The following is a 15263-nucleotide window of genomic DNA, read 5'->3' as shown; positions in this document are numbered from 1 at the left end:
AGTGTTAAGCTTCCTTATTTTCAGTGGGTTAACACAATGATAAGTAATGTAAAAAATTCGATACGCGGAACATATCATTCGATTAGCAAAAAGTATTTACCTCGTTATCTTGCCGAATTCTGTTTCAGGTTCAATTGGCGCTTTAACCTTAAAAAAACATTCGAACAGCTTATTTATTCATGTATCCGGGCAGCACCTATACCTGAGTATTTACTCAAGCTAGCTGAGATTCGATGGTAATCAGGTAATTAAATAATGGCATGAATGGTAAGTTTCAATATATTGACATTCACTTTTAAATACGATTTTAAATATCAAGCCAATCACTAATTAATTGAAAATCAACCTCTATATAGATTGGTAAAATTAATTTATTCATTTATTCATTTATTCATTTATTCATTTATTCATTTATTCATTTATTCATTTATTCATTTATTCATTTATTCATTTATTCATTTATTCATTTATTCAGTGTGATATATTACTAATAATTAAAAAGTGCTAATTTTTTGGTTAGCACTCTGCATAATAACGGCTCATTATAAAAGACGATTTGACCACAATATTAACTCCTCTACAATTCTGTCAGCCCAATATATACGATTTTCCCATTCATTATTCTACCAATACCGCTATCAATTTCAGATTTTCTCGTGATGTAATTGTTCACCACGGCTAAACGGTGGCTTCACCGTGGCAATAAAACCGTAACGAATGGTAAGACACCGGTGATGAAGAAGAACGGGTATCTATTTCTTGAAGTATTTTTATAAAAATCAAAGATAGCTCACAACCATTTTACTCAACAGGTCATTTCTCATGTCAAGCAATCATATTACTGATATATAATACATTATTATATGCAGTAATTTTGCATCTCTCTAAAGGGGGAGTTATGACAGCTTACGAAAAAATAAAACAAAAATTAAACAGATCAAGACGTTACGTTTTTGAACGCAAAGATTTTGCTGATATCGCCAGTTATGATCAAACTGGCCGGGCACTTAAACAACTCACACAGAAAGGGCTACTCATTAAAATTGGTCATGGGCTATATACAAAAGCCAGACCGAGCACTATATCAGGCAAACCTATCCCAGCAAAACCTGGCGGTGTAGATGCCATTGTATCCGAGGTGCTAAAACTCAAAAAAATTGATTTTACTTTTGATGATTTAACACTCAAATTTATGAACGGTGAAATAACCCAAATCCCGGCATCAATTAAGTTCAAATTTGATAATCGGAAATTTAGCACTTGCTTACAAATAGGCAGAAAAATAATAAATGAAAAAGATAGATCAACTGAGAAAAGAGTTTAATGATGTTGCATTTGAACTAGGCATAGATAACCCTGCAATCATTGAAAAAGACTTCTGGATAGTCCATTTACTTACTTTAATTGCAAAGGTTGAATCTGACGTATTTACCATTATTTTTGGTGGTGGTACTGCTCTGGCTAAATCACACGTTAAAATTATGCGAATGTCTGAGGATATTGATCTTAAAATTATTCCGCGTAGCAACTGGCAATCTTTTAGCCGTTCGGAACGTAAGAGAATTCGGAAGATTTTTCAAGAACAGTTATTTACTACCATTATTACTGATGATGCTTTCAAAATTACTGAAAAACCTATAAAACGTGATGAATACCGGTATGTAGAAATTGAAATTAGATATCCTCAACAATATCAGATTGCCCCTTGTTTAAGACCTATTATTAAACTTGAGTTAATGGAAACAACTTGGATTTAGCTAATGTATTTTCAATATTTATCAAAGTTGTTTCCGAAGATATTGCTAAATATGGCCGTAAACATCCTGAGTTTACTGATAACCCATTTGACGAGATGAGATATGCATTGTTACAGCTAAAAAATAATAAAAAGTACGCTCAACGCTTTGAGGATTATGTAGCTCCTATGGTTTACAATCAACAACCCCACGACTTTAAAACCTGTTTTGCAACCTTTGAAAAGATTTCAAACAATATATTGGATCAGGTAAGTTTTTCGTCAGTTTTCTAACTATATTATACCCTATGGATTTCAATATGCATCGCGGCGGCAAGGGAGCGAATCCCCGGGAGCATAGAGAACTATGTGACCGGGGTGAGTGAGTGCAACCAACAAAGAAGCAACTTGAAAGATGACGGGTATATCGAGATCATTACGTGGACAAAGAAATTCCACCTTAAATTGAGGTTGAAATCATGAAAAATTTGTTTGTTATTATGTTACTGCTCTCTGTAATAATCGGGTGCTCCGGTAAAAATACCCAAAACAGACAAACACAAGCAGAAGAGGGATTGAAATTTGCATTTTCATCCGGTGGCAATTTTATCTTAACTCACGTTTGTACAGATAAAATCGATTATTTAGGGCCAGATGAAGGCGGTAATGACCAGATAGAAATAGCGATAAAAAACGATAAACAGTGCTTTCCTCATTTTGATTCTTTAATCAATAAAAACATCGGCACCCAAATGGCAATATCATTCAAAGGTACTCATCTTGTCACGGCAACTATTCAAACTTCATTAAATCCTTCATTCAGAATGGGGGTAAAAGATAAAGAGCAAGCTATGAGTATCATAAATTAAATTGTTTTTGATATTAAAGTAACCGCATTCCACCCGGAAATCTCCGCCCAATGTTGGGCGAAGATTTCCGGTAATGTTTATTGCAAGATATTAATTACAAAGAAAAAACTCGCCGTGCGGCTCCCACAGCACTGGTGCCATAGTCTATCGCGTTAGCGATCCCGGTTGTGGTCAAGACCCTGCCTCTGATCTGATTACCAATCATGCCAGCGACATGATCTATACCACTACCGGCAGCACTTAACGCTCTGGAAATCCAATGATCTCTTCCCATCACTCTGTGCAGGCCAGTTCCAATGCCACCCGCAAGCCCGCCGAGAACACTAAATATCGGCTCAAAGACAGGTCTGGCGACACTGAAATGTACTAATTGTCTGGCTAAACCGGCGGCATATGGGCTGACAACCCGGCCTAAGAGCCTACTCAAAAATCCACCACCCATTATTCTGTTGACAGCCATTTCAGCACCCAAACCAGCGGCATAACCCACTGCGTAATTCGCTAAATGTCCGGCGGGGTTACTAGCGACATCTAAACCAAAACCAATCCAGGAGCCATAATAGGTGCCAATACCGGCATGGATACCTGCCCGAGTACTCCCTTGCGTACCGGTGATCATCCCACCCGCCGCCCCACCCGCCGCTGCCCCGATTTCGTGGGCAAGAGTGGCGGAAGTCCCCAACATGGTATCAATGGTGCCTACCGCACTCCCGGCCCCAATAGCGCCGCCAATCCCCCGATCAGCATTATTTATCCATGATCCCACAGCCCCAGTTACCGCCCCGGCGGCTGATGCAACACCGACACCTTGTGCCCGTGCGCCATAAGCCGCGGCTGAACTCGCTCCGGCAGCCGCGCCAGCCGCCGACTGTACTAACGTCGATTTCCCCTGTACGAGTCGAGCAAGTAATGCCCCGCCTTTTTCCAGCAAGCTACCGACGTTATATCCCATCAACGCGCCAATCCCCGCGCCTACGGCCGCAACCCCCAGAATGACGGGAATGGCCGCGCCAGCCGTAGCGGCAATGGCAGCCGCAAGACCGCCAATCGCAATCCCGCCAGCAATGGCTCTGCCAATTTTTTGCCCCCGCCTCATTGACGCAGACATTCCCTCATCAGGTTTACGAAACAGAAACGAGGCAAACCAAAATGTATTCCGATTTCGGTTCGGAGATGGTGCTAATCCGTCATGGTCAGTCAATGTGATGGGGTTATTCCTCACCATCCGGTATAAATTCAGCCCATCCACGGTTCCCGCGGGATCAGCACTCAACCATCGACCCACCCAAGGTTGATAATAACGGTAGCCGTAATAATACAATCCAGTGGCATCTCGTTCTTTACCGGAGTAACGAACAAATTTGTAGCTGGTTTCTGTCTGATTTCTCGCCGCCCATATCGCCGTGCCGCCATACGGATAATACTCTTCCTGACTGAGAATCTGCCCTTCGCTATCCAATTCAAGCTGGCTGGAGCCGAGAAGATTATCGTAGCTGTAGCGCACCTGATTGTTGTCAATATCTGTCGGCTTACCACTTTCCCAGTGCAATACCCTTACCTGTGCGCGACCCGCTTCACCTACCGTCATCACCTGCAAATTTTCGGTTGTTTTATCTGCCACGCCAGTTGTGCGTAGCTCTAATCCCGGCAGATAAGTCACCCGTTGTACTTGAGTACTGTTACCGGTCTGCTGTTCACTCACTTTTAGCAGCCGCATTCCATCACTGCTATAGCGATACCATTCACTGTCACTGCTATTTTCGCGGCTCACCGGTGTGACTCGTTGCAATTCACCCCGAATATTCCAATCCAGATTTTGCCCTGGCATTAACATCTTCTGATGACCGCCGGCATCAAATAGCGCATCCACTTGGGTTGGATCTGTCGTTAATGTACTCAATACCGCCCGGTTACTGCGGCTTGAAACGGTGATATCTGTGGTGTAACTATGTTGAGTCGCGGGTGAACTGTGTCGGATTTGAACCAAATTACCGCCACGGTCATAAGTATAGGTACGAAGGTAATTGGTATAAGTGCTGTCGTCAGTAGGAACAGGTATAACGGGTGAGGGAAGTTGGTTGCTTTGCTGACCGATATTAGCCATTTCACGCCCTGTAGCACTCATAAGCTGATACAGAGAATCATAAACATAGCGATTCTCCGGCTCCACTTTCTGATTACGCCAAAAGCGGGTGGCTTCGGCATCATTATGGATACTGACGACATTCCCCACCGGATCATACTCATAGCGTAGATCCTGCAATACTCTGCTTCCTGATTGACTCCCTTCGGCGCGTCGGGTGGCGATACCAATCAGACGTTGAGTTTCCGGTTCATAACTGTACTCCGTAATCACGCCATTACCGTGTTCTTCTCGCAGCTTATGACCTGCGGCTGACCAACTCAGAGACTTAACAATCACCTGTTCACTCTGGCCTTTCACCGTCAACCAACTCCCTTTTAACTGACCGGCAATGTCATAAGCCAGACGCTGAATATTGCCTTTCGCATCGGTTTGGGTCAGTAAAGTCCCTATGGCATTGGTGGTACTGTGTGTCGTATAAACTTCACTCGCCAGCATCCCCTGCCAGACAGTTTCGTCGTCACCGCTCCAGTTAGCTTCTTGCCCTTCCGCCAGCAATTGGTGAGATTGGGATAACATGGCGCCCGCCAGTGACTGACTCATCAATCTGGTCACTCCCGCTGTGTCGTAGTGGCGGATACACAGACCGGAGAGGTTATACTCTTTCTCCGAGGTTGTATTCCCAGCCCAGATAAAGCGCTCTGTCATTTGAGCATTCTCCTGATCGGAAACTTGCTCGCTCACAGATAACAAGCGACCGGGCAAAGTATTGCCTTCATAGCGACGCGTCTGACGAACGCCTGTCGCATTCATCGTCATTACCGAACGACCTTCAATATCATTTAATGCGACAGTACGACCAGCATCGACACTCTCTGTCCGCAAGGCATGACCGGCCAGATCATGCTGCCAGACAAAATTAGGCTTTACTGAGTTATCAGCCTGCTTTGCATCATACAAGCGTGGGTCAATACTATAGTTCAGGTGTCCACGGGCATCATACTGGTGACGGGTGACGCGGGTGTCAGTATCCCCCCCGATTACAACACGGTGAAAACCGATATCACGAATGGACAAGCCGCGATTATCTAACACGCTGACTGTTGGGGTTTGAGTATAAAGAGTGGTCTCAGACGGACTCATATCATATTCCTTCTATTTTGTTTTACAGCTTCCCTTCCAATGAAATGGAGAAAGATCGCAAGATTGATTTTAGATATGACAAATCCTCTCCCACTCTGGCGAACAGAGTGGGAGATATTAGTTAAAAGTTAATTTAAGAGAGTGTTTTCTTGACCTGGTTCGCGAAACTGGCACCGCCGTCGCAGGCGGTATAATGCACCTGCACCAGTACATCATCCATATTTGCCAACAATGCGGCCTGCATCTCATCCGCTTTCAATGTCTTATCGTCAATATGCTCATCCACAGAACGCGGGAAGTTGAGCGTCCATTTGGAAACTGCTCCAGTCCCCTCAAATGATAGATAGCGCTCATCCTCCAAACGCAACTCAAAGCTACCGGCATCATTAATGCCAGAAGAGAGCGCCACCTGCTGGCTGGCACGCAGATTGGTGACAATATGCGTCGCATCACCCTCTTTACCTGTCGGATCATTGAGACGTTTAACACCATTGATATCTGCTGCTAACAATATACTGCTGCTGGTCTGAGTGAGCGTTGCCTTCACGTTTTGATACGGCCCGACTAACGTCGGCAATGTCACTGACACAGTTTTAATCTGGCGCAAATAGTGCCCCGGATAGTCGTTGTCAAACAGCTTTTCGCTTAATGGAAAGTCGACTTTGCCTTCGGTTTTTAACTTACCAAAACCATCATCACCCAATAGGCTTTTGAGCGACACAGTACGGATCACATTAAGACGGCGTTCGTGACGAACCAAATAGGCCGCTTCCATTTGGTGCAAATTGAGTTGCAGTGTCTCCCCCACTTGCAGGCCACGGTAATGGTCATTCCAGGTACCGGTCTGAATAAAAGTGGTAGCGTAATCACCCAACTCATACTGCCAGCAAGCTTGGGCAGAGAGGCAGAGAGCAACCACGGCATCATAGGCTTGATAATACAACGCGGATAATTGACCACTCAGCCACTGGTACAGAGTCGCTTGGGTGAAACGAGTCGTCAGGTAAGTCAGCATAGTCCGAATTTGTACCTGCTGTGCCTTCGCCTGTTGCAGGGAAGTTTGAGCTGCTTTCTCGCGCACTGCCAGCGCATCCAACTGTTTCTGTAATGCGTCGACCTCAGACTGTGCCTGCTGGTATTGGATTTGCCACTCTTCACGGCGGCGGCGGTAATTCTCCGTGGTTGCCAAACGATCGGCCACCACGCTGGTGGCTTGTCCGGCAGCCATTAACCCGATGGCAATCGCTTCCGTTACCCCTTCATAGCGCGAGCCGCCATCAGCCAAACCAAAGATATTCGGGATCACTTTCAGTGCCCCACTGGCAGTTTGTACGCCGGTGGAAGAAGAAATCAGGGATTGTGCTGACGTTTGGGTGTCCATCACCAGTTGTTCCGCACTGGAGATGTTGTTCTGATACAAAGTGTAATAATGGTCATGACGCTGTTGCGCCGTAGTCTGACTAGCCAACAGCGCCAGACGGTCTGCCGCCAATCCATCCAGCGCCTGTTGCTGTAACGTGATGGCATAGCTGGACATATCCAACAGTTGCTGTTGCGCCAACTCTTCTTGACCGGCTCGTTCGCTACGTTCCAACAAGCTAAGCAGGTTCTGACCAAAACTGGTCAACGTACCCACGGCGCTGTAAGCTCGCGGCAACATAGCGCTGAAACGGTACGGCGGCACCGTCAACATGGCGCCACTGACGCCATTCGTCAAAGTGCCGGACTGAGCGCGTTGAGCCAACAACGCTACCGGATCAACAGGCGCAGCATACAGCGGCAGCGAAAGCGGCTTGCCATCAACGGTCAGGTTATGACGCAGATTGTATAACCGTGCATCCAACGTATCCCAGTGAGACAACATCAGAACATTGAGCGGTTCATTAAAGTAGCCATTATCTGCCAGTTTCAAGTAGCTGACATTGCGGCCTGGCAATGCAGGTAAAGCGGTATCACTATTAGCCAACTGGTGCTCAAAATCACGTAAAACCGTTTTTTGCCCGGCGGCCAAAGTATCGAGGGTTTGCGGCGTCCAGGTGCTACTCAGCGACACATCCGGCCGAGGCCCTAGCAATTCAGCGGCCAAATTGTAATAGACACGGGCCTGAGTCAGACCGTCACGAGTCAATTGGCGATACCACATATCGCCCTGAGCAATCAGGTTGCTGACATAGGCGATAAACACCGCTTTTTGGTATATCACCGGATGGGCATAAGCTTGAGTATCTGGGTCTATAGAGTCGTCCAAATGACGTGACAAATCGCTGTGTCCTTCAACCAACGGACGTACATTCCAGTAAGCCGGAGCATCGTGTGGCTTGTTTTTCATCGCCGGATCAAAGATGTAATGCAAACTCTTTTGTGCCGGCGAAAATTGCTGTTCGTTGGCAAAGCGTGTAGCAACCAAAAACGGCAGGTGAAAGAACAATTCCCAGAAATAGAGACCGTTTGAACCATTAAAGTCCATTGGTTCGCTTTTGCCGTCAGTCACTAAATCTGCTTCCAGAGAAGGATCTGCCTGCAAGGTGTAATCCAGCAAGCTATCCAGCCCCAGATTAGCCTTCTCAATCAAAGTACGCACAAAGGTGGTGTTAAGACGGGTTTTCGCGGGTAATGATGAGGTCCAGAAGTCCAGATATTGCACCAGACCACGTTTACTATCGTAACGGGAAACTAATCGAGGAATGGCATCCGGAGCTTTGCTATCTTGCAACGCAACATAGACGTTAAACCACTTACTGACCCAAGAATAAGCCCCTTTTTTCCCTGACGGGCGGTCATAATGATCCCACACGACATTCAAACAAACCTGTAGGTAGTTTTTATCCGGATCGGTGGAAAAATCCGCCTCGGACAAGGTATAAGTTGTAGAATAAGTCGCACCGCTGGCAAGTTGAAAAGTTTGGCTACCATAATGCCTGAACAGGTTACGGTTATCCGCAGTGTCAACATTGATTTCCTGATAGAATTTGCGGTTATCAGCGATTTTCTTGAAGTTTTTTATATAAGTGAGATGACCAGCACCTGCGAAAAAGGCAATCAAGGTATCAGTACTAATAGCGTAATTTATTGCACCAGACCAATCCCCCAAACGTGTACCATCTGGGATATACAGGTTATAACCGGTAGGAGTATCCCCTAACCAAGCAATATATCCATCCTTCACAGTAACGGAATGGTGGCCATAAAGTAGGAATATACTACTCCATGAATCATCGACTGGCTGGTTTATATCCCATGTTCCATTAGGAGTAGACCCTCCACCATAACCTTGGGGATAATAGGTGATTATTGCATTATGGAAGCTGTAATAATCTTCATCATCGTAATCTAGGTAAAAACCCTCGTCCCCTGTCCATGAAAAGCCATAACCAGACGTAGAATTGTACTCTCTGTCAGCGCTCCCAAACGTATGGCGGTTAATAAAATCCCCATTAGTTGTGGTTTGGATATGAAGTGTCAGACCATCTTGGTCGATATATACATAAGCCCCGGTAGTACCCTGTTTCAAGTCATCAACTTTACCTACCCAACCCGTATTTTCAGGATCTTCTGTTGAACCTGCAATAACCTTAGTAATCACATATTTTTTATCATATACCGCAAATTGTAGACAGTTCTGATCATTTATTTCATCACGATAAGTACTGAACAAAAAGTTCTTACTTAACGGCCTGAGAACATGACGATTGAAAGCTGAGTCACAATAGAGATAACCATAAACAGCAGGTTTATTTTTTCTATTAGCCCCATCACCTTCAAATTGACGGACAAACACTCCTAACATCAGACGGCCATACGGGTTACTGTCCGTTTCCTCCGTCGGATCGATACTAAAATCGGTGGTAGCCAGCAGATTGATTTGACGCAATGTGGTACTCGATTCATCAATCAGCAGGCTGGATCGCTGTGTTTCTGAACTTTCCCCTGCTTGCTGCGTCATCAGCGTAGTCGTATTCGGTGCCGTCCAAGTATCATCATAGCGTTTATAACCAAACTTTATGCTGTAGGCATGGCTCTTACCGATATCTTTGCCGTCAGCATCCTTCTGTACTGCCGGATCACGCTCAACCCAAGCCACATATAGTCGATCATTATAAAACACCGGACGTACTGTGTGCTCCAATACCGTATCACCAGACAGCGGCAAAGTGATTTCCTGCCAATCATTCCAACAATTTGGCGTCACCGGATTCCCTGCCGGATCTTGACGGTTCTTACTCAAATCCATCTGACGCCAGTAGTAGCGATACGGTTTAGTGGTAGTGCGACCAATAAAGTAATAGATGGCTTGGTCAAATTTATCCTGATTAATATAACCGCTGAGCACATACAGATTACTCACTGCCTCAAACTCATTGAGGTACGCCAAAACAGCATCCTGCACCCGATCCGGATCGAGTCGGTTCTGGTTTAAAGTCGTCTCCAGCTCCGAGAAATAATGGCTTTTTTCCTGCCGAGTGATGGGAGAAATGTAGTTTTCAGCGTAATTTCGAACCTCAGCCCCCGCAGCCCAGATAGCATATTGGTTATCACTATCACGCCATTCGTTAGCCGTAGAAGGTTCCATCGCTTGACGCCCCGGCTCAGAACCATTGACCAAACGAGTCATATATTGCTGTATGCTGGCAATCGCTTGTGCTACCCGACTCGTCTCAACCTCATCAGCCACTTCCGGGTCAATCAGCAAATATTCGTATAAATCTTCCACCGTCACCGGCTGACCACTGACGCCTTTCAACGTCGGCGCCACAAAATTCATATAGCCGGTCACCAACGCATCACGCTGGGATTCATTCAGTTGTTTTTCCATTGTCGATAACATAATTATCTGCCTTACTTAAATGGCGGTTTAGAAATAGCCTCATTGGGCCATACGGAAAAATCAAATCCACTCAGGTAGTGAGCTCTGCCATGCTCAGTTACTGCCCTTGACATGGGATACGCCAGCCACCAGCGCCTGACCGGTGCTTTGCCAAAGGGTATAATCACTGTCACGACTCAGGAGATAGCCTTGCTGTTGCTGTGTAACGCCAAGACCAGTTTGGTTCTGTGCCTGTTGCAAACGCAGAAGCACATCCAGTTGCGGTGTGGTTTTGGCAATCCCGCCCAATACCGACCAAGCGGCTTGCAACTCGTTAACCTCCCAACCCAATAGCGTTGCCAACGTCTGTGCAGCATCATCTTGACTCAACGGTGTGGTAGCATTAGCTGTGCGTAAGTAGGCCAGTACATCATCCTCGGCGCCACCAGCTTTACCCACCTGGAGCAACAGATCGCTATAACAGCTCAGGGTATAAAGCATCCACAAACTGATATCGGTCACTATTTCCGCGGAAGCGCCAAAATAGGCTGGATAGTCCAGCAAGGTTTGCACCATTGCAGGACTCAGCGTGAATTGTTGGGTCAACAAGGAGCGGCGTACCACTTCACGTAATTGACGCAGATAGTCAGCGGGAATATCGGCGGCAGTCTTAACGGTCTCCTTCAATGCCCAAGTCGCACTCAGCCACTGATAGGTTGTTTGTCCACTCCAGCGCAACAATAACGCAGGCAGTGACTGACTCACGTTCAGAGTCTGCGCCAACAGACTGACGGCCACGCCCTGTTGAGTTTTCTGTGCCTGATTCAACGTATTAGTCAGAGTAGTGATTGCCAGCTTCTTATCTTCATCAGATAAGCTTTGTGTATTGACTACCGTTGCTATAACACTTTGTATGCCAGCATCAGTCACCAGACCAACCTTATCGATAAGCGGACTATTACCTGCTGAGAGCAGAGCAAACCAGTCAATAGCGTGGCCGTTGGTATCGACTAATGGCGCCCCACTGCGGGACAACAATGTCGCACCCACAAACGTACTGCCTAGGTTCTGCCACACTTGACGGATAAAATTCAATTGATCGTCAGTGCCCTGCGAGGTAGAAATAGGGTTGTCACTCAACAGCAAAAGCAGTGCTGAAAATTCTAAATCGTGCTGTTGTTGCCATTGAGCAATCGCACTTAGCGCTTGCAGCAAACTCAGAATATCCGCCGCCAGCGGGGAATCTTTTTGTGGTACCGTGATTGTGGGTTTCCCTGCCAATTGCTGCCAGACGATGCCTGTACCTGCATCTAATCGATCAACCAAGGCACAGAAAGACTCTGGATTTATCCCCAATGTGCGCGCCAAATTAGCCAGACGGTAGAAAGCTGACACCACAAACAAATTACAGTTGAGTGTGCTTTGCGTGATATTCCCCTGTTGACGGGCAATATTATCCGCCAATAACAGGAACTGACGATGATTGAGGCCCAGTGCCGTGCTGATATGCTTAACACGCGCCCCATCGCCCCCGGTGGTCAATGTATAGACAAAATCCTGATTATCTATCACAAACGGTGTATCAAAGGTGCCGACGGAGTTAAACACTTGGTCTAAAAACGGCGTTGCCGGTGTAATGGCAAACGGGGCCACTACGCGCAGCCAGCCAGCAAATTGTTTAGCGCTAACACCATACTTCGCCTGATAATGTTTGAACACTCCCAACATACGCAGCGTATTGTCGTTCATCGACAGTGCGGTATTTCCTGTTTCCGCATCCATAGCCGAAGTCACTAACAGGTCAATATCCTCATAAGGCAGATTCAGCCATTTTTGCAGGCGCACTGTGCGGTTAATACGGTCCAACTTGTCATCTGTCAGATTGTTAACCGTCAGAGCAAAATGCGCCTCCGCGCCACTGCGACTCAGGGTAATCGCCTCCGGCTTACCGGCATGAATAAAGCGAGCGCCATACGCAAATGGCGTCGCTGTAATGTCACCAGAACTTACATTATCAGACTTAACAACCGTAGAACCCCCAACCGTTGAACACAACATCAGTTCTACCTGGGGTACAGTCAAACTTGTTCGATCAGTCATTATGGTCATGTCGCTGAAACTGTTCGCCGTCAACGAACTATCACCATAATTTAGCTGATAGAAATCCTGACCGACGGTTTCCACTATGATTTTCTGCTGCTCTGGCGAAAGCTGACTCGCCATGATTTGCAGTCGAGTCAAAGCACCGGCAGTCGCATCACTCAGTTTTCCTTTTGCTGTTGCCCAGAAGTTTTGCGGCAGATCCAGCGTCTGTGGCAGAGTGATATCTTGCAATGTGGTATCCAATACCGACTGAGCTGTTTGAATCTGCTGATGACCATAATGATATGGCAAATTATTCGGGTAACGAGTGGTGGAAAGTTTGGCGTTTACCGCTTCCAGATCAGTCAAACTCAGTTTCTTCTGAATGGCTTTGGACAGAATTTCATTGACCAACTGCAATTGCGGTATCACCTCATTGATCGCTTTATCATTAATTAACAAAGCCCCCAGATCGGGGCGGCGCTCCGCCAGTGTATTCATAATGGTACTGGCGCCACTCTTTTCCTGTTCAAGGGCCAATTGATAAATATGAGTCAGATAGGCTACCGGCGCATCATTGGCTTCCGGTGATCCACTTGGCGCTTTATCTTTCCAGCCAGTGTTTGCATCAAGAAACTGATTGGCGTAATCAGGACCTGATACGGAGAATGGACTTCTCAAACTAAACTGAACAGCCTCGCTAAGAGAATTACGGCGAAAATGGTGTAACACCTGATGAGCATAGCCCACTGCCAGGTCATACATTTTTTCAGCATTGCGCCCGAGATCAGCACGATGCTCACGAATAAAACGCTCACGCGGCATACGTACCACATCAAACACTGAGGTATAACCAAGGTTGGTCAATTTACCGGGCAAGTTGTGGATCTCTTCGGTGCGGGAAATCAGGGGACTGGCGAGTTGATTCATACGGACTCCTGAATTGAGGTTTATCATGAGAAACAGGTTTTTTCGCGCAAAAAAATAACCACCATCGTTATGTATAAGAGAGGGGCCAGATCAAACATGTGCATGTTAGAACATCAGGTCCTCTTGCCTTCTAAAGGCGCTATACACAGTGATGATATGTGAGGAAAAATATAATAAATCACAAAACTTGCTTACATTAAAAAACAAAATACAGACAATAAAATAACTTTACCTTTATATAATTATTTAGAATGAACATTTACGTATATTTATAATTAATTTACAAAATAATTAACAATAGTTTGCAATATCGCGTCTTGAATAAAGTAATACCTAATATGCCGGAATATTGATGAATAATGGTGGCAATGGCATAAAAATAATCTTTTATATCAATATGATGAAGATTACTCGCATATCTTTATTATTTTTTTAAACAAATAACCTATTGGAGGGTAATGAGAAGTGAATGAGTCAAATTTCGCATACTCAAACAGCTAAAGATCTAAATGAGAGGCTCTTTATTGATTACCAACGCACTGCTGATGTGGGTAAAAAAGTCACCAGTCTGACTCGCTCCCGCAAATCATAATCAACCTGCATGCTGGTTAGAATACGGAAATCCAATAAGGTATATAGCTCAGTCCAACCAATTCCTTTAGTTAACCTTTTCCTCGGCGGAAGTGATCTTTCAGGCTCGCCAAACTGTTCATGAATCCATTGCCGGGACATTATAGGAATTAGTGGTGATGGGAGTTCATTTGGAAATTGGTATGAATCTTTTTTTTCATCAATCAAAATAAGCCCTATCGCAAATAAAACCCTACCATCTCTCTTAAAAGCAAGATGTACACCTTCTTTAATCATATGCAGGGATATATTAGGATCTCCAGGATATCCTGTTGGTTTAGTTTTATAAGTAATTAGCCCTTCATCAAAAATTTCCTAATAAGACTTCCCTAAGCTATTTATTAGCGCATCTATGTTGACTGTCATTTGTATAAACTCCTACTCTTAGTTAGTCCAATTCATCTACGATTTTATTTTTCAAATTACCCGCAAATGAATTGGATTTTAAAAAAACCTATCATATATATTAATTACCAACGCACCTCTGACGTAGGCAAAAAAGTCACCATTCTGACTTGCTCCAGCAAATTGTAATCAACCTGCATGCTAGTTGGAATACGAAAATCCAATAAAGTATATAACTCAGTCCAGCCAATTTCTCTAGTTAATCTTTTCCTTAGCGGAAGTGATTTTTCAGGCTCACCAAAATGTTCATGAACCCACTGTCGAGACATCAGCGGTATCAAAGGGGGAGGCAATTCATTAGGAAATATAAAATTAGGTCGTCTGTGATTAATTAAAGTTAACGTTATCTCAGTAAGTACTTTATTTTCTCGCAAAAATGATAAGAAAGTCCCTTCTTTAGCCATATCAAGAGATATATCAGAGTCTCCGGGAAAACCTGACGGCTTGGTTTTATAAGGGAGTGTTAGAAATTCTGTGTCATTCCAGTAATATATCTCAAAAAGGAATGACAAATGACTCAATCTTTCGATTTCGACAAAGCCCTGAAAGCGCTTCAGGAGGGTCAGGCACTGACCGGTAAGA

General features: G+C 45.0%; 10 protein-coding genes. 5 read left to right on the top strand and 5 right to left on the bottom strand.

Annotated features, from left to right (window positions below; all coding sequences use genetic code 11):
- From EAE92_RS23180 to EAE92_RS23160, 5 genes are all read left to right on the top strand, one after another.
- On the top strand, nucleotides 1-240 hold a 240-nt coding region (locus EAE92_RS23180; RefSeq protein ID WP_214066812.1), incomplete at its 5' end, for a transposase.
- A gap of 658 nt (nucleotides 241-898) precedes the next feature.
- Nucleotides 899-1324, top strand: a complete 426-nt coding sequence (locus EAE92_RS23175; protein WP_214069746.1) for a type IV toxin-antitoxin system AbiEi family antitoxin domain-containing protein — start codon at nucleotides 899-901, stop codon at nucleotides 1322-1324.
- A complete protein-coding gene (locus EAE92_RS23170; RefSeq protein ID WP_214069745.1) occupies nucleotides 1290-1757 on the top strand; it encodes a nucleotidyl transferase AbiEii/AbiGii toxin family protein in 468 nt (155 codons plus the stop codon). The genes EAE92_RS23175 and EAE92_RS23170 overlap by 35 nt, the downstream gene beginning before the upstream one ends.
- The gene (locus tag EAE92_RS23165; protein ID WP_214069744.1) at nucleotides 1748-2029 is read left to right on the top strand and encodes a hypothetical protein; all 282 of its coding nucleotides are present in this window, start codon (nucleotides 1748-1750) and stop codon (nucleotides 2027-2029) included. The genes EAE92_RS23170 and EAE92_RS23165 overlap by 10 nt, the downstream gene beginning before the upstream one ends.
- Before the next feature lie 185 nt (nucleotides 2030-2214).
- Complete coding sequence (locus EAE92_RS23160; protein ID WP_214069743.1) at nucleotides 2215-2604, top strand: hypothetical protein; 390 nt, start codon at nucleotides 2215-2217, stop codon at nucleotides 2602-2604.
- 94 nt (nucleotides 2605-2698) lie between these two features.
- Here the strand turns inward: EAE92_RS23160 and tccC are convergent, their stop codons facing one another.
- The 5 genes from tccC to EAE92_RS23140 form a co-directional block, all read right to left on the bottom strand.
- Nucleotides 2699-5830 carry an insecticidal toxin complex protein TccC gene (tccC, locus tag EAE92_RS23155; RefSeq protein WP_214069742.1) on the bottom strand — a complete coding sequence of 1044 codons (3132 nt, stop codon included), beginning with the start codon at nucleotides 5828-5830 and terminating at the stop codon, nucleotides 2699-2701.
- 133 nt (nucleotides 5831-5963) lie between these two features.
- The gene (gene tccB, locus EAE92_RS23150) at nucleotides 5964-10655 is read right to left on the bottom strand and encodes an insecticidal toxin complex protein TccB (protein WP_214069741.1); all 4692 of its coding nucleotides are present in this window, start codon (nucleotides 10653-10655) and stop codon (nucleotides 5964-5966) included.
- 93 nt (nucleotides 10656-10748) lie between these two features.
- Complete coding sequence (tccA, locus tag EAE92_RS23145) at nucleotides 10749-13646, bottom strand: insecticidal toxin complex protein TccA (protein ID WP_214069740.1); 2898 nt, start codon at nucleotides 13644-13646, stop codon at nucleotides 10749-10751.
- 528 nt (nucleotides 13647-14174) lie between these two features.
- On the bottom strand, nucleotides 14175-14588 hold the full coding sequence (locus EAE92_RS24845) for a DUF6392 family protein (RefSeq protein ID WP_258165832.1): 414 nt from the start codon (nucleotides 14586-14588) through the stop codon (nucleotides 14175-14177).
- A 158-nt stretch (nucleotides 14589-14746) separates the two neighbouring features.
- On the bottom strand, nucleotides 14747-15202 hold the full coding sequence (locus EAE92_RS23140; protein ID WP_246545375.1) for a DUF6392 family protein: 456 nt from the start codon (nucleotides 15200-15202) through the stop codon (nucleotides 14747-14749).
- Nucleotides 15203-15263: the final 61 nt, after the last annotated feature.

This window comes from Photorhabdus hainanensis, assembly GCF_018448965.1.
GTDB lineage: Bacteria > Pseudomonadota > Gammaproteobacteria > Enterobacterales > Enterobacteriaceae > Photorhabdus > Photorhabdus akhurstii.
Note: the sequence above shows the minus strand (reverse complement) of the source record. Positions and strands in the feature narration are given on the sequence as shown.